Origin of the sequence: Ensifer sp. CCNWLY38 (assembly GCF_037120565.1) — a bacterium.
Classification (GTDB): Bacteria; Pseudomonadota; Alphaproteobacteria; order Rhizobiales; family Rhizobiaceae; genus Ensifer; species Ensifer adhaerens_H.
In genome coordinates this window covers 322,312-339,098 of sequence record NZ_JBBBBO010000006.1, presented here as the reverse complement: position 1 = coordinate 339,098, position 16,787 = coordinate 322,312, and the positions used below count along the sequence as shown (strand labels likewise).

The 16,787-nt window shown below is 63.2% G+C and carries 13 protein-coding genes; 12 read left to right on the top strand and 1 reads right to left on the bottom strand.

All coding sequences use genetic code 11. The annotated features are described in order from the left end of the window. Positions 1-3 precede the first annotated feature (3 nt). From V7S54_RS15675 to V7S54_RS15655, 5 genes are all read left to right on the top strand, one after another. Positions 4-789 carry an HvfC/BufC N-terminal domain-containing protein gene (locus V7S54_RS15675; RefSeq protein ID WP_065376623.1) on the top strand — a complete coding sequence of 262 codons (786 nt, stop codon included), beginning with the start codon at positions 4-6 and terminating at the stop codon, positions 787-789. A 4-nt stretch (positions 790-793) separates the two neighbouring features. Then, positions 794-1,309, top strand: coding sequence for a DoxX family protein (locus tag V7S54_RS15670; protein ID WP_065376622.1), 516 nt, complete (start codon positions 794-796; stop codon positions 1,307-1,309). Positions 1,310-1,505: 196 nt separating this feature from the next. Further along, the gene (locus V7S54_RS15665) at positions 1,506-2,117 is read left to right on the top strand and encodes a helix-turn-helix transcriptional regulator (protein WP_083203806.1); all 612 of its coding nucleotides are present in this window, start codon (positions 1,506-1,508) and stop codon (positions 2,115-2,117) included. Then, complete coding sequence (locus V7S54_RS15660) at positions 2,114-3,091, top strand: ornithine cyclodeaminase family protein (protein ID WP_065376620.1); 978 nt, start codon at positions 2,114-2,116, stop codon at positions 3,089-3,091. Before V7S54_RS15665 ends, V7S54_RS15660 begins: the two co-directional genes overlap by 4 nt. Further along, positions 3,088-4,050 carry a pyridoxal-phosphate dependent enzyme gene (locus V7S54_RS15655; RefSeq protein WP_065376619.1) on the top strand — a complete coding sequence of 321 codons (963 nt, stop codon included), beginning with the start codon at positions 3,088-3,090 and terminating at the stop codon, positions 4,048-4,050. Before V7S54_RS15660 ends, V7S54_RS15655 begins: the two co-directional genes overlap by 4 nt. A gap of 24 nt (positions 4,051-4,074) precedes the next feature. Here V7S54_RS15655 and V7S54_RS15650 read toward each other — a convergent pair whose 3' ends face one another. Beyond that, on the bottom strand, positions 4,075-5,016 hold the full coding sequence (locus V7S54_RS15650; protein ID WP_065376618.1) for a LysR family transcriptional regulator: 942 nt from the start codon (positions 5,014-5,016) through the stop codon (positions 4,075-4,077). Positions 5,017-5,127: 111 nt separating this feature from the next. On the opposite strand from V7S54_RS15650, the gene V7S54_RS15645 reads away from it, so the two are divergent. From V7S54_RS15645 to V7S54_RS15615, 7 genes are all read left to right on the top strand, one after another. Then, positions 5,128-6,927: an adenine deaminase gene (locus tag V7S54_RS15645; protein ID WP_065376617.1), complete on the top strand. Its 1,800-nt coding sequence runs from the start codon at positions 5,128-5,130 to the stop codon at positions 6,925-6,927. A 60-nt stretch (positions 6,928-6,987) separates the two neighbouring features. Continuing rightward, positions 6,988-8,388, top strand: coding sequence for an NCS2 family permease (locus V7S54_RS15640; protein WP_065376681.1), 1,401 nt, complete (start codon positions 6,988-6,990; stop codon positions 8,386-8,388). A 69-nt stretch (positions 8,389-8,457) separates the two neighbouring features. Continuing rightward, a complete protein-coding gene (gene ade / locus V7S54_RS15635; RefSeq protein ID WP_065376616.1) occupies positions 8,458-10,254 on the top strand; it encodes an adenine deaminase in 1,797 nt (598 codons plus the stop codon). Between the two features lie 561 nt (positions 10,255-10,815). Next, on the top strand, positions 10,816-12,492 hold the full coding sequence (locus V7S54_RS15630; protein ID WP_065376615.1) for a putative bifunctional diguanylate cyclase/phosphodiesterase: 1,677 nt from the start codon (positions 10,816-10,818) through the stop codon (positions 12,490-12,492). 242 nt (positions 12,493-12,734) lie between these two features. After that, positions 12,735-13,253: a hypothetical protein gene (locus V7S54_RS15625; RefSeq protein WP_058323161.1), complete on the top strand. Its 519-nt coding sequence runs from the start codon at positions 12,735-12,737 to the stop codon at positions 13,251-13,253. Then, positions 13,250-14,428, top strand: a complete 1,179-nt coding sequence (locus V7S54_RS15620) for a class I SAM-dependent methyltransferase (protein WP_065376614.1) — start codon at positions 13,250-13,252, stop codon at positions 14,426-14,428. Before V7S54_RS15625 ends, V7S54_RS15620 begins: the two co-directional genes overlap by 4 nt. Then, on the top strand, positions 14,425-16,785 hold the full coding sequence (locus V7S54_RS15615) for a SpoIIE family protein phosphatase (protein ID WP_065376613.1): 2,361 nt from the start codon (positions 14,425-14,427) through the stop codon (positions 16,783-16,785). The genes V7S54_RS15620 and V7S54_RS15615 overlap by 4 nt, the downstream gene beginning before the upstream one ends. Positions 16,786-16,787: the final 2 nt, after the last annotated feature.

Sequence of the window (16,787 nt, the reverse complement as noted above, 5' to 3'; positions counted from 1 at the left end):
AAAATGCCTATCGCTCAGAGTGATACGGGCGGCGGCTACGCTGCCGGCTTCGTACCGCCGCTTCTCGATCCCGAGCGCCGGACGCCGGCCCTCATCGCAGGACCGAATGGCAAGGCGGCCATCAAGCGCTTCAACGTCTACCGCAACAACGTCACCGTCAGCCTGATCGAGGCGCTGGCAGCGACCTTCCCGGCGACTGAGCGCATCACCGGCGAAACCTTCTTTCGCGCCATGGCGCGCTTTCACGTGCGGGAAACGCCCCCGACCTCGCCGCTGCTTTTCGAATACGGCCGGGACTTTTCCGATTTCATCGCGCGCTACGAGTATGCGCAATCCATGCCCTGGCTCGCCGATGTGGCGCGGATCGAACGTGCCTGGCTCGACGTCTATCATGCAGCGGATGCGCCGACCCTGACGCCCGATGCACTCGCTGCCGTCCCGCCGGACCGGCTCGGCGACGCCGTTTTCGAGGGTCATCCGGCAGTCCGCATCGTCCGTTCCGATTTTCCGGCCGTGACGATCTTTGCCGTCAACCGGGCGACCGGCCCGGTCGGTCGCATCGAGACATCCGCACCGGAAAGCGCGCTGATCACCCGGCCCGAGCTGGAGGTGACAGTTCGCCACCTGACGCCGGGAGCCGACATCCTGCTGTCGCGGCTCTTGGCAGGCGTGCCGCTGGCCGCAGCGGCAACGGAAGCAGCAAGCCATTGCTCGACGCTCGACCTCGCCGCCGTCATCGCAACAGCGCTCGCCGCCGGCACCTTCTCGGCCATTCATCACGGAGGATGAAACCATGATGTCCGCATCCAGAACTCCGAGCCGTATCAACCCGGCGGACCTGTCGCATTGGACCCGCCGCGCCAATCGGGCCGTCGCCGCGCTCGCCCCTCTTTGGCTCGCGCAATTCGTCCTGCGCTTCGGCCTCGCCGTTCCGTTCTTCCGGTCCGGCATGAGCAAGTGGGACGGCTTCCTGCAACTGAACGACGTCGCCGTTCTGCTCTTCAGTTCGGAGTTCCAGCTGCACCTGCCCGGCGGGCCCTACCCCTACCCGGCCCCAGCCGCAATGGCCTTTGCTGCCGGTTCAGCCGAGATCCTTCTGCCGATTCTGCTGGTGTTCGGTCTGGCAACGCGCTTTGCCGCGTTCGGCTTGCTGGTCATGACAGCAGTCGTGCAACTGACCGTGCCGGATGGCTGGCCGGTCCACATCACATGGGCGGCGATGGCACTCGGCCTCATGGCCTCCGGTCCCGGCAAGCTTTCGCTCGATCATATGTTGTGCGCCTGGCGCCGAGACCCCAACAAAAGCTGAGCCCATTCCGGCGCCCGCATCACCTGCGTCCGCCAACCCTGATCCCCACTTTCCCATGGGTAGCTTCGACGGCGGCGTGCGAAAATCATCACACGCCGCCGTCGCGGCTCTTGAGATAATGCACAGACATTTAGTCCAGTATGGACATCTCAGTCCACGCGTGATCTAAGGGCAGTTCCTGAAGAAAGGGAACGCCGTGAATCCCGAACTCCGCCCGCACGTGCTGGTCTGCGACGCGATCGCCTTGCTGTTCCAGCCCTATGCCGAAGTCGTGCTGCACGATCTCGCAACCGAAACCGTCGTCCATATCGCCGGCAACTTCTCGAAGCGGGAAATCGGCGAACCCTCGCTGCTCAGCGAGATCGGTTTCAAGGAAGCGGACGGGATCATCGGTCCCTACGAGAAGGTCAATTGGGACGGGCGCTCGATCAAGTCTATCAGCGCCGTGCTGCGTGATGCGACAAGCAAGGCGATCGGCGTGCTCTGCATCAACGCCGACGTTTCGGATTTTCACGCGGCGCTCCGCACGCTCAACGCACTCGTCCGCGTGCCCTCAAGCGGCGACAAGCCGGAGAGCCTGTTCAAGGAGGACTGGCACGAGCGGGTCAACGAATATGTCCAGCAATGGACGGTGTCCCGCGGGCTGACGATCTCGACCATGAGCCGGACCGACAAGCAGGCGCTGGTGATCGCCCTTTCCTCCGATGGTGCCTTCGGCGGCAAGAACGCCGCCTCCTACATCTCCCGCATCCTCGGCATGGGCCGGGCGACCGTCTACAAATATCTGAGCCAGGGGAGCGCGCCATGATCGTCATAAGCCGCGAAAAACTCGCAAGCCTGCCCTTGCTGACACTCGCGGCCCCGGCGATCCGCGACGCCTATATCGCCGTCACCGACGGCCGCGCCAACCTGCCGCCGGTCGGCTACCTGCCGCTCACCGGCCGCAATGCCGATTGCCATATCAAATACGGCTACATCGAAGGCGATCCGATCTTCGTCGTGAAGATCGCCTCCGGTTTCTACGACAACCCGGCGAAGGGGTTGCCATCCAGCAACGGCATGATGGTTGCGGTATCCGCCGAGACCGGCGATGTGGTCGCGGTGCTTGACGACAAGGGCTTGCTGACCGATCTGCGCACCGGCATCGGCGGCGCCATCGCCACCATGGCGCTGTGGCGCAGCGACACCCGGATGGTCGGCATCGTCGGCACCGGCACGCAGGCGCGCATCCAGATCCGAGCGCTCAGGGCACTCTCGGATCGCCCGCTACATTTCACGGTCTGGGGACGGTCGCCGGAAAAGGCGGCCGCTGTGCTTGCCGATCTTGCAGACCTTGAGCTTGCCATCGAGGCGACAACCGACCTGAAAGCGCTTTGCCGCCAATCCGATGCGATCGTGACGACGACACCCTCGAAAGCGCCGCTGATCCGGTCCGACTGGATCGCTCCCGGTACGCACATCACCGCCATGGGTGCAGATGCGCCGGGCAAGCAGGAGCTCGACATCGCGCTCGTTGCCCGCGCCGATCGGATTTTCGTCGATCTCTCCGAGCAATGCCTAGATCACGGCGAATTCTCCGCCGCTGCGCGGGCCGGATCGATCGGCGAAGGCCACTGCGTGGCGCTCGGTGCAGTGCTTTCCGGTGCAACACAAGGCCGAGGCACGGACCAGGACATCACCATCGCCGACCTGACGGGGATCGCGACGCAGGACATCGCCATCGCCCGAACCGTACTCGATGAACTCGGCCTGCTCGGGCGTATGGAAGGAACAACACCGTGAACACCAATATCTTCGAAACAGCAGCTCGCTCCGTCCAGGCGCGCCAGCGCATCCGTCCGTTCATCTATGAGACGCCGCTGATCCCCTCCCGCGCAGTCGGACGGCAAACATCCTCGACTGTGCTGTTCAAGGCGGAGAACCTGCAGCTGACCGGCTCCTTCAAGATCCGAGGTGCCGCCAGCAAGATGACGTCGCTGCCGCGGGATCAGCGGGTCATCACCGCCTCCTCCGGCAACCACGGCATCGGTGCTGCCCATGCGGCAAGCGCGATCGGTCAGAAGCTGACCGTCGTCTTGCCCGAGATCGTCAAGGCGGCGAAGCTCGAACGCATCCGCTCCTATGGCATCGATGTCATTCTCCACGGCGGCGAAACAGGGCTCGCCGAACAGCAAGCCCAGCGGCTGGCCGCATCGGACAAGCGTGTCTACGTCTCGCCTTACAACGACCCTGACATCATCGCCGGACAGGGAACCATTGGGCTCGAACTGCTGGAACAGGCCGAACGCATCGACAATGTCTTCGTCGCCATGGGCGGCGGCGGGCTGATCAGCGGCATCGGTTCGGTGCTGAAGAGTTTTCGCCCGCGCACCCGCGTTATCGGCGTCTCAGCCGCGAACTCGGCGGCGCTCGCCGCGTCGATGAGAGCCGGCCGCGTCGTCGAAACCGATCATCTCGACACGCTCGCCGAAGCGGTCGCCGGTGGTCTCGATGAAGACAGCATGACGCTCGGGCTATCGATGGCCGTCATCGATGAGGTCGTGACCTGCACGGAAGCGGAGATCGAAGCGTCGATGCGCGACCTGCTTCTGGATGAGCATATGCTGGTGGAAGGTGCGGCCGCCCTCGCGCTCGCCGGCTTCCGCCAGATCGCCGGAAAATGCTCGGGTCAGACCAATGTCGTCCTGCTTTGCGGCGGCAATGTCGACGGGGCCAGCGTGCTGCCGATGTTGCTCGGCTGAGGACCGAGCGCGGCGCAAATTGCGCTAAAGGCTGACCCGTTCGACGTAGTAGCGCGGAATCTTCACCCGATCCCGGTCGCGATAGAAGTCGATGCAGAAATCAACGAAGGCCTTGAAGCGTTTCGACACGTGCCGGCGGCGCGAGTAGATCAAATTGATCGCCGTCTGCGGCGAGCGCCAGTTGGGCAGCACCGGCTCCAGAAGGCCCGCCTGCCGCTCGGTCTCGACGAAGAAATCGGGCAGATAGGCAATGCCCTCGCCCGCAACGGCGAAATACTTGATCGTCCAGTAGTCGTTGGTGGTGCAGGTGGACGTCGGCAAAAGGTCCACTTCGTCCTCGCCCGGTTGCGTCAGGTACCAGGACTGCAGCCGCGTCGGCTGGCGGAAGACGAGGCCGCGGTGGCCGGCAAGCTCGTCCGGATTTTCCGGCTGGCCGTGGCGGGCGATGTATTGCGGACTGGCAAAGAGGCCGTAGGACGAGACCGAAAGCCGCCGGCTGATGTAATCCACATCCGACGGCTCGCCCCAGTGGAAGATGCCGTCGAGCGCCTGCTCGGTGACGTCGGAAAACGGCTGGCGTGAGGTGAGGAAGACAACGTCGAGATTGACCTGCGGATACTGCTGGCGAAAGGCGTAGAGCAGTTCGGACGTGATGGTCGTGCCGAATTCGCCGGTCGAACCGACCCGCAGCGTGCCTGCCACCTCCTGACGCATCTCCGCCATCGCGGTCGCCGCGTCGTCGCAGTTCGACTGGATGAGCCGGGCGTAACGCAAGAATTCGGCGCCCGCATCGGTCACGTGCAGTTGGTGGCCCTCGCGCACGAAGAGCTCGATGCCGAATTCGTCCTCCAATTGTCGGATCTTGTGGCTGAGCGTCGACTTCGGCAGCCGATGCCGCCTGGAAGCCGCTGAAATCGAACGGGAATCCGCAACCTTTACGAAGCAGTCTATGAGCGAGAGATCCATATTTCGTCCAAAATCTTGGATGATATGTTCAGAAAATAGCCTGTTTCGGCCCATTGTGCAAACGCATGGGAATTGGGAATGTTCACTGGAGCTAAGGGAGAAGAGGTTCCAGTGAGCGATATCAGAGAATTCATTCGCGCCGCATCGGGCACCGGCGGCAAGGCAACGTTGGCGATCCGCGGCGGTCGCCTGGTCAACGTCGTTTCGGAAGAGATCTATCAGGCCGACGTCGCCATCTATGGCGAACGCATCATCGCCGTCGGCGACATCTCCGACTATATCGGCCCTGAGACCAGGATCGTCGACGCCACGGGCAAATATCTCGCGCCGGGCATGATCGACGGGCATCTGCATGTCGAATGCTCGAAGATGTCGCTGACGAGCTTTGCCAAGGCCGTCGTTCCGCTCGGCACGACCTCGATCGTCACCGGCCTCGACCAGATCATCGTCGTCGGCGGGCCGGCTGCGGCACGCGAGTTCCTCGATGAAGCCAAGCAGACGCCGCTGAAAGTCTTCTGGGGCGCGCCCTGCAAGACGCCCTACACCATGCCGCGCTCGACCGTCGGCCACTACTTCAGCCCAGCCGACCACCAGGCGACACACCACTGGCCGGAATGCGTCGGCATCTGGGAGACGGTGCGCGAGTTCATCCAGGAAGAAGACGCCGACGTGCTGGCGGCGCTTGAACTCGCCGAGAAGAGCCGACTGCCGGTGCTTGGCTGCTGCCCGATGACCCGCGGCGCACGGCTTAACGGCTACCAGCAATCCGGCGTTCGCGCCGATCACGAAAGCTACACGCCGGAAGAGATGCTCGAAAAGCTGCGGGCCGGCATGCATGTCGTTGTGCGTGAATCCTCGATCTCCCATTTCCTCGCCGACAACCTGCGCATCGTCACGGAAATGGGCGTGAAGGCGCTGCGGCGCATCAGCTTCTGCACCGACGACGTGGTGGCGAGCGACATCCTGAAGCGCGGTCATCTCGACAACATGGTGCGCATGGCGATCGCCATGGGCATCTCGCCGATGGCGGCGATCCAGATGGCGACGATCAACGGCGCCGACGCGCTTCGGATCGACGACAAGGTCGGCTCGATCTCGCCCGGCCGCGCCGCCGACATCCTGCTCGTCAACGACCTGCGCGATTTCAACATCGAGACGGTCGTGGCCAAGGGCGAAGTGGTCGCCCGTAACGGCAAGATGGCCATCGAGCTGACGCCGCCGGAACGCAGCGTTGCACTGCTCAACTCGGTCAAGGTCGCACCGCTTCAGCCCGGCGACCTCAAGGTCGCCTATGACGGCGCCGGCGACACGGCCGAGGCGATGGCGATCGCCGTTACCCCGGAAAAGATCTTCGTGCGCACCCGCCGCGACGTGACGCTGGCCGCCAAGGACGGTCAGGTCTTCGCCGATCCTGCCAAGGACGTGCAGTATGTCACGGTCGTCGAGCGCTACGGCAAGACCCGCAATCGCCCGGTCGCCTTCACCTCCGGCTTCGGCCTCAAGGAAGGCGCGATCGCCAGCTCCACCGCGCCGGATGACAACAACATCATCTGCATCGGCGCCGATCTCGAAGACATGCGCATCGCCATCAACCACCTGATCGCCCACAATGGCGGCCAGGTCGTGGTCAGGAACGGCAAGGTCGATGCCTTTCTGCACCTGCCGATCGGCGGCATCGTCTCCGACATCGAACCGGCCGAGATGGCGGCGCTGGAAGACCAACTCGACGATGCGGCCCGAGCCCTCGGCTGCCCGCTTCCCTGGCCTTTCATGTACATGTTCGTGCTGCAGATCACGGCGATCCCGGAATATGCGATCACCGACCTCGGCGTCGTCGATTGTGTCGGGCTTAAGGTGATCTCGCCGTTTTCGCCCGCTCGAGGAGACGAGCGCGCCGAAGCCGCAGAATAATGCTCCAGGAGGGGGCCGGTCATGCCGGCCCCCTTCTTCGTTCAAAAAAAGGGGAACATGATGAACTATCAGAACAAGTCCGTGGAGGCGGCGCCAAGCCCGGAGACATCCTGGCTCGCAGCGCTGCTCGACCGCTACTTCCAGATTTCGCGGCTCGGCTCGACCGTCCGCACCGAGATCCTCGCAGGCCTCACCACCTTTCTCGCGGCCTCCTACGTCATCGTCGTCAACCCCTCGATCCTGGCGCATGCCGGCATTCCGTTCTCGGCTGGGGTGACGGCGACGGTGCTCGTCAGCTTCATCGGCAGCTGCGCCATGGGGCTTTATGCGCGCAGCCCCATTCTGGTGGCGCCCGGCATGGGCATCAATGCGCTCTTTGCCTACACCATGGTGGTCGGCGCCAAGGTGCCGCTCGAAGTCGCACTCGGCTGCGTCTTCTGGGCCGGCGTGCTCTTTACCGTCATGGCGTTCTTCAATCTGCGCCAGACGATCATCGAGGCGATCCCGGTCGATCTGCGCTATGGCATCGCCTGCGGCATCGGCCTCTTCATCGCGCTGATCGGCCTGGAAAACGCCAAGTTCATCGTCGCCAATCCCGATACGATCGTCGGCCTGACGCAGTTCAACCCGGTGACGCTCACCTTCATCGCCGGCTTTGTGTTGACGGTCGCGCTGGTGGTGCGGCGGGTTCCTGGCGCGATGATGGCCGGCATGATCCTGACCACGATCCTTTCGATCCCGATCGGCCGCTGGTGGGGCGACGGCAGCGCGTTTTGGCCGGAGACGCCTGATGTGCACACGCTGGTCAATTGGAGCGGTTTCTCCGCCGCACCGGATTTCAGCTTCGTCGGCCAGATCGATCTCATCGGCGCGCTGAACCTGATCTATCTGCCCTTCATCTTCGTCTTCCTGTTCACCAACTTCATCGAGGCGCTGTCCACCTTCCTCGGCCTTGCGGAAGCCGCCGACCTCAAGGACGAGACCGGCATGCCGCGCAACATCCGCGAATCCATGCATGTCGATGCGATCGCCGCACTGATCTCGGCGCCGCTCGGCACCAGCCCCGCGACCGTCTATCTCGAATCCGGCGCCGGCATCCAGCAAGGCGGCCGAACCGGCCTCGTCGCGCTGGTTGCGGGCCTGCTCTTCGTGCCCTTCCTGTTCCTGTCTCCGCTGCTTTCGCTGGTGCCGGCGGTTGCGACCGCGCCGGTGCTGATCCTGACCGGGCTCTTCATGTCCGAGCCGATCAGCAACATCCGCTGGAACGCGCTCGATGAGGCGATCCCGGCGTTCCTCGCGATCGTCTTGATCCCGCTCACCTTCTCGATCACGCTCGGCCTGTCGCTTGCGATCATCGCCTATGTGCTGATCAAGCTGGTCTGCGGCCGGGCCGGCGATGTAAGACCGGTCATGTGGTTCGTCGCGCTGCTAGCCGCAGCGCTTGTCGCCCAGACCCAGTAGCTCAGCAAATTCTTCGGCGCCCTCCATTGATGGAAGGGCGCCGACATCGCCCATTCGAAGGAAACTGTCATGCTTCAATCCTGGTCGAGAACCGCACCCGAACTGGTCGACGTCGCCATGGGCCGCAAGCCGGCCGATCTCGTGATCCGCAACGGCAAATGGGTCAACGTCTATTCCGGCGAGATCATTCCCGGCACCGATATCGCCGTCAAAGCCGGCCGCTTCGCCTATGTCGGGCCGGACGCCAGCCATACCATCGGCACGGGTACCAAGGTCGTCGATGCGGCCGGCCGCTACCTGGTGCCCGGCCTTTGCGACGCGCACATGCATGTCGAAAGCGGTCTCGTCACCGTCACCGAATTTGCCCGCGCGGTGATCCCGCACGGCACGACCACCATGTTCATCGACCCGCACGAGATCGCCAACGTGCTCGGCCTCGATGGCGTCCGGCTGATGAACGAGGAAGCGCAGGGCCTGCCGGTCAACGTGCTCGTCCAGGTGCCGAGCTGCGTGCCGAGCGCGCCGGGCCTTGAGACCGCCGGCGCCGAGCTTTCCGCTCAAGATGTCGCCGAGGCGCTCGCCTGGCCGAATGTCATCGGTCTCGGCGAGATGATGAATTTCCCCGGTGTCGCTGCCAACGACCCGAAGATGATGGCCGAGATCGCTGCGACCCAGGATGCGCGGCTGACCGTCGGTGGGCACTATGCCTCGCCGCATCTCGGCCGCGAATTCCACGCCTACGCCGCCGGCGGCCCGGCCGACGACCACGAGGGGACCACCGTAGAGGACGCGATCGCCCGCGTCCGCCAGGGCATGCGCGCCATGCTGCGTCTCGGCTCTGCCTGGTTCGACGTGGCGGCGCAGGTGAAGGCCATCACCGAATCCGGTCTCGACCCGCGCAACTTCCTGCTCTGCACTGACGACAGCCATTCCGGCACGCTCGTTCACGACGGCCACATGAACCGGGTGGTGCGCCATGCGATCGCCCAAGGGCTGAAGCCGATCACCGCCGTCCAGATGGCGACGCTCAACACTGCCCAGCATTTCGGCCTGGAACGCGAAATCGGATCGATCGCGCCCGGCCGGCGGGCGGACCTGATCGTCACCTCGGATCTCGCGGCGCTGCCGATCGAGATGGTGTTTGCTCGCGGCGAACTCATGGCCGACGGCGGGACGCTGGTGCGCGACATCCCGGCCTATGTCTATCCGGAAAGCGCCCGCAACACCGTCCATCTCGGCCGGATGCTGGACGCCGCGGATTTCGACATCCCGTCCAATGCACGCGCTACAAGGGCGCGTGTAAACGTGATCGGCGTCGTCGAAAACCAGGCGCCGACGCGCGCGCTCAAGGCCGAGGTCGCAATCGAAAACGGCATCGTGCAGATGGATAGGGCCAACGACATCTGCCAGATCGCGCTCGTCGAGCGCCACCGCGGCACCGGCGACGTCGTCAACGCCTTCGTCTCCGGCTTCGGCTACGGCAGCGATTGCGCGATCGCCAGCACGGTCGCGCATGACAGCCACCACATGATCGTCGTCGGCACGAACAAGGCGGACATGGCCAAGGCCGCCAACCGACTGCATGAGGTTGGCGGCGGCATCGTCGTCACCAAGGAAGGCCGCGAGTTGGCTCTGGTCGAACTTCCCGTTGCCGGCCTGATGTCGGATCAGCGGGCGGAGATCGTCGCAGAGAAGGCCGCGGCCATCGTCGAGGCGATGCGCGCCTGCGGCTGCCGGTTGAACAACGCCTACATGCAGCACTCGCTGCTTGCCCTCGTCGTCATTCCGGAACTCAGGATTTCGGACAAGGGCCTGATCGACGTCCGGACCTTCCAGAAGACCGACGTGATCCTGAGCACGCACTGACCCGCTCCGAGGAATCGGCCGGCTGATGCAGGCGGCCGATCTCTGAGCGCGCGAGGCGCCAAACTGCGCTTCCAAACCGGAGGTGGAGGAAGAACAGCCACCCAATCCCCCGGTTTCTTCGTTTATGGTTAACCCGCGCCTGAGAGAGACCGTTCCTTCCGTTTGCCCATCCAAATCAGCCGTTCGTCGACATTATGCAGGACACCCTTGTGCCGCAAAGCGTGCTCCAAGAGGCTGTCCTGCAATGGGATCGCGGCGTGAAGCAGCTTTCGGCTTCCCGTCGAAACGGCGCCAAATTGCATGCAATGATGGTAAATGATAAAAGAAGGAGCTTACATACAACCGTGCAGGGCAACGGCACCGCGCCGGAGCCCGCCATGTTCCGAAGCGAGGTTTCCACAGGTAGTTGTCGGCGCGCGGCAAGGGCATTGACCCGGATACGTCACGCGGTAGCTTTGGAGAAGGACGAACCACGCCGAAGTGCCGCGCGTGCAGTGTCTGCGGGAGGCGGGACCGCTTGCTGTCCCCGGGCGAGTTCGCAACAGAAAGGAAAAGGCAAGTATGCAGGACACTGATGCAACCTTGTCTGCTTCAGCTTCAGTGCAAGATCCGGGCGCGGCCAACGCCGATGAAATCCTCTCGTTCTATGACGAGGCCTTCCATCTGACGAGCGCTTCGCCGGCGCTCCAGGAAACCTACGAAGTCGGCACGCTGGTCGATGCGACGTTGTGGCATCTCTATCCCGAACTGCTTGCTCCCGCCTCCAAGGCGGCAGTCGAGTCCGTGATCGCGCACGGTGTGCCCCGCAGCGTCGAAGTCATCGACGCAACCACCAAATCCCGGCGCACGCTTCTGGTCTTCCGCGCCTTGCGCGGCATTGGCGTGCTCGAAACGGGTGGCCGCTCGACGCGCCGCGAGGTCGGCAGCCATGGCGAAAGCGAAAGGGCGCTGCTTCTCCACCAGGCGACGCACGATGTGCTGACGGGCCTGCCCAATCGCCGGCAGTTCAGCGACGACTTGCAAAACATCCTGCCGACGCCGCGCGAAAAGCTGGCACTGATGCAGATCGACCTCGACGACTTCAAGCCGGTCAACGACACGCTCGGCCACGGCGCCGGCGACGCCGTGCTCAAGATGGCGGCGGAGCGCATCCGTGGCGCTCTTCGCGACGGCGAGGTCGCCTATCGCCTTGCGGGCGACGAGTTCGCCGTTATCCAACGCCACAGCGACCAGCCGACGGATGCCGAATATCTGGCGGAAGCCTTGATCCAGGCGTTCAATGAACCCTTTACGATCGACGGCATTGCGGTCTTCGTCGGCGCCAGCATCGGGATCGCCATCGCCCCCAACGATGGCAACGAGATCGAGCAGCTGATGAAGGCCGCGGACATCGCGCTCTATGCTGCAAAAAAGGACGGCCGCGGCCGGTCGAAGACCTTCAGCCGCTCGATGCTGATCGTGCTGGAACAGCGGGAGATGCTACGTCGCAGCCTGCGCACGGCGCTTCAGGACAGGCAGTTTTCCATCGAATACCAGCCACTCGTCGAACCGCCGTTCTCGATCGTCGGATTTGAGGCGCTGGTGCGCTGGCACCATCCGCTGGTGGGTGTCATCCCCCCCAATGTCTTCATTCCCATGGCGGAAGCCGACGGGCTGATGAACGAGATCGGCCAATGGGTGCTGGAAGAGGCGTGCCGGCAGGCCGCAACCTGGCCGTCGCACTTCACCGTCGCCGTCAATCTTTCGCCGGCCGAATTCCTGCGGGAGGGGCTGACGGACCGGATCGCCCAAGCGATCGACATGGCGGGCCTCAGGGCCGACCGGCTTGAATTGGAAGTCACCGAATCGGTCCTGCTCGAGCGCACGACCAACAACCTGGACACGCTGAATACCCTGAACGTGCTGGGGATCCAGATTTCGCTCGACGATTTCGGCACCTTCTACTCGTCGCTCAGCTACCTCAAGAACTTCCCTTTCGATACGATCAAGATCGACCGCTACTTCATCAAGGACCTCGAGAGCGACGAAAAAAGCCAGACGATCGTTCGGTCGATCATCGGGCTTGCGCATGGCCTCGGCATGCGCGTCACCGCCGAAGGCGTGGAAACGGTCGGGCAGGCGGTCTGGCTGCGGAAAGAGGGCTGCGACCGGCTGCAAGGTTACTTCCTGGGCATGCCGATGCCGGCGGGCGCCATTGGCGCCTATCTTCGCCGCTCGTCGGCTATGGCGACGCTCTAGAGCATCCCGCTTTCAAGTGGAATCACTTGAAAGCGGGATGCTCTAGAAACTAAGTGCTAGAGCGACCTTGGTGCGTTTCTTCCAAACGCACGGCGCTCTAGACGCATCCGTGCGTTGCGCGGCGGGACGCGCGGCGCAATACCTGGGTTGTTCACTTGCAAAATCCGGGGGTTGCGTGGTTAGAAATCATTATAGAAAGTGCCGTATGGCCGTGGCAGAGTTCGGGCGGAGGACATTGCTGCATGGGTGCAAGTGTCAATAAGACCACGGGGACGGCTTTCGAGCCCTTGCTGCAGTTCGATATGGAGATGGAGATATTTCTGTCGGACTGGCAGCACTGCGATCATGTTTCGAGCTACCTCGCCCGCATGATCAGCCACAACAGAACCGATCCGGTGCGGCATTCGAACTTCTTCTCCTCCGCTTTGAACGAGCTTCTCGAAGTTTCGTTTCGCGGCGGCACGACCGACGGAAAGATCGGCCTGTCGATCTATCGCCAAGGCGTCACGGAACGGGTTCAGCTCAGTTTTCCATGCCCGCCTGGTCAGGCGCGCTTCTATCGCGAAGCCGTATCGAGAACCCGCGAGAGCGACGCCGAGGCCCGTTATCTCGATGCCATTTCCAACGATCTCGCCCCGAGCCGGGAATCGGTGCTGCTGGACCTGGCCGTCAACTATGACGCCCGCCTTCGGCTCGACGAAGACGCGGCTTCGGCAATCACCCTGGTGGTGGATTTGCCTCTTGAAGGAATGGTGAGTTGATCGCGGCGGGCCTTACTCAGCGCTTCAAAGTCGCCTTCGATCCGAACAGCCAGGTCTTCTCGCTCGCCGGAACGATCAGGCCGCGATCGATCGATGAGATCGCCGAGAGCATTCATGCGCTCAGGGAAGCGATCGATGCGGTGAAGGGCGTTCTCTATATCGACGTGAAGCGCCTCATCCAGATGAACAACACGGCCTTCCAGGCCTTTATCCGGGTCGCCCTCGATGCCTGTCGGGAACGGTCGGACCTGCGCCTGATCGTCGTCACCTCCAGCGTCGTCGGCTGGACGACGCGCATGTTCCGGCATTTGAGCACGATCGAGCCACAGATCTCCGTCGAGGTCTACGATTCGATGTTCTATCCCGGCCAGAGCTTCGTCGAGGACACCAGCTTCATTCCGATCCTGCGGACGCAAACGAAGATGACCTGGCGCCATGAGCGAGACATCCTGCCGCGGCACGGCATGCGGCCCGGCATCGCCATGGCCGATATCTGCTGCGGCATCGGTGACTTCGCCGTTCTGGTGCAGAAGGAATTTGAACCGGGGCGGATCGTGGCACTCGATCATTCGCGGGCAAGCCTCGCCTATGCGCGCAAGGTGGCCGCCGACTTCGGCGTCACCGGCATCGAATACACTTTCGGCGATGCGTCGGAGATGCTGATCGAGGATAACCAGTTCGACTTCGTGACCTGCCGCCACTCGCTGCAGATCTTCAATCAGCCGGAACTCCTGCTGAAGGAGCTTTACCGGATCTGCAAGCCCGGTGGACGCGTCTATATCACCAACGAAAAGAACTCGCACTGCCTCGGCGAGCCGCGGGCAAACAGCATCCAGTGGACCTACACGGAGGTCGCCAAACTGTTCAGCCATTTCGAGATGGATGTGGAACTCGGACCGAAGAGCCGGCGCTATCTGGCCGAAGCGGGTTTTGACGACATCCTCGTCGAATCCTTCATGGTGACCAATCTTGACGGCGACCCGCAGGACTTCGCCGACATGATCGCCGCCTGGGAAAATGTCTATGCAGGCGAAATGGCGGTCAAGCGCGGTGACCCGCCCGAGTTCATCGAGCGCTTCCGCCAGGGCTTCCGGGACCATATCTTTGCGGCGCTGCATCCCAAGGGCTATGCCGGCTGGCCGATCTGGGCCGCTTCCGGACGGAAGCCGCTATGAGCGCCGTCGACGAACAACGCCCCCGGTTCGGGCTCCGATCGTTTCGCGCCAAATTCGTCCTGGTGGTCGGCGGCGCCGTGCTCTTCGATCTCCTCGTCACCGGCGGCCTCGCGCTCTGGAACGTTCAGAGGCTTTCGCGCGATGCCGCGACAGAGGTCGGACAGGGCCTGGAAAAGGCCAACCAGGACTATATGCAGTCCTATGCGGAATCGACCGTCGCACGCGTCAACCTGCTTATCGGTCAGGTGCATACCGACGTCGGCACGCTGGCGGGTGTCCTGCAGGGGCAGATCGACCACCCGGCGCGGGAAACCGAAGTTGGCGGAGCCTTGGCGCGTGCAGCACCCGGCGCAATCTCGGTAGCGTACGACGCCAAGGGTGGCTGGGCACAGAACCTGCCCGGAGTACCCTCGGTCGTCAGCGTCTGGGGATATCTGCTTGGGCCCGACCATCGCCCGCTGCCGGAAGTCCAGGCCGATATCGAAAACAGCGCCGTGCTCGACCTCGTCGCACCGAGCCTGCTCGCAAGCGGCAGCTCCAAGCTGCAGATGTACTACATCGGTCCGCGCGAACGACCGATCTTCAGAACCGCGCCCTATACGGAGCAGGCGCAGACATTCGACCGCCTCTATCCCGGCCACAATCAGGCGGAATTCTGGACATTCTTCTTTCCGGGCATCTACGAATCCTGGCAACAGTGGGCAGAGAACCCCGGCCTGCGGCCGGTGCCGAACGACACCACCCAGACCGCCCCCTATACCGACGCGATCACCGGCAAGCTGATCGTCAGCTTCTTCCAGCCGCTCTGGTCGCAGGACCGAAAGAGCGTTGCAGGTGCTGCCGGCGCCGATATCACACTCGATCAACTCGCCGAAGTGGTCGAGAACGTCAAGGTCGCCGACAGCGGCTTCGGCTTCCTGGCGATGTCTGATGGCAACGTCCTTGCCATCAATCCGGTTGGCGAAAAGGTCATCGGCCTGCAGCGATCGAGCGACACCGGCGGGCAAGGCGTCACCGGGCTCGAGCGTTCGCTGCGTCGCAGCGTACAGCCAGCGATCGCAGAACTGCCGCTCGGCGCCGACGGCGCCATTCAGCGCGTGCTGCTCGACGAGGCCGGCGAGAAAGTGCCTTATCTCATTCTCCTGAAGCAGCTCGAGCCCGAGAATTTCTGGCTGTCCGGCCCCGTGCGCCGCGAGACCATGTCGCTCGGCATCGTCGTGCCGGAACGGGAAATCTACGCCTCGCTGTTTGCGGCGCAAGCGGGGATCTCCGAGGCGGCGAACCGGATCCTGATCTATCAGGTCCTGGCCCTGCTCGCCTCGCTGCTGTTCGTCACGCTTGCCGTATTCGGCATATCCAAACGCGTGACCCGTGGCATCAGCGCACTTGCCGGCGCGGCGACGCGCATCGAGGCGAAGGACTATTCGGTCCGCGTCCCAATTTCGACGCGCGACGAGGTCGGGGAAGCGGGCATCGCCTTCAACCGCATGGCGGAAGAGATCAGCTACCACACCGAGAACCTCGAAAACCTGGTAACCGAGCGCACGAGCCAGCTTGAGGACGCAAATCACCAGATTTCAGCACTGAACACGCAGTTGCGCAGTGAGAACCTGCGCCTTGGCGCCGAACTTGCCGTCGCCAAGCAGATTCAGATGATGGTGCTGCCCAAGGCGGGCGAGCTTGCCGAGATCGCCGATCTCGAAATCGCCGCCTATATGCGGCCGGCCGACGAGGTGGGCGGCGACTACTACGACGTGCTGCGCGACGGCGAACGGCTGAAGATCGGCATTGGCGACGTGACCGGCCACGGGCTTGAAAGCGGCGTGCTGATGCTGATGGTGCAGTCCGTCGCCCGGGCCTTGCAGGAGGCCGGCGACATGGACCCGCAAGAGTTCCTCAATCGCCTCAACCGCGCCATCTACAAGAACATCGTGCGAACCAACACCGACAAGCACCTGTCGCTGGCCTTCCTCGATTACGATGATGGCCGCATGACTCTATCCGGACAGCACGAGGAACTGATCGTGGTGCGCGAGGGCGCCGAAATCGAACGGATCGACACGCTCGACCTCGGTCTGCCGATCGGCCTCGAATCGGACATTTCGGCTTTCGTCGCGACGCGCGAGATTTCCTTCGGCCGCGGCGACATGATCGTCCTGCACACCGACGGGGTGACTGAGGCGATGAACGCCAAGGGCGAGCTTTTCGGGATCGAACGGCTGTGCGAAAGCGCCCGGCAATTTTACGGCCACAGCGCCGAGGACGCCAAGGTGGGTATTCTCGAGGACCTGATGGCGCATATCGGCGAGCAGAAGATATATGACGACATCACGCTCGTCGTCATGAGACACAGGTGATC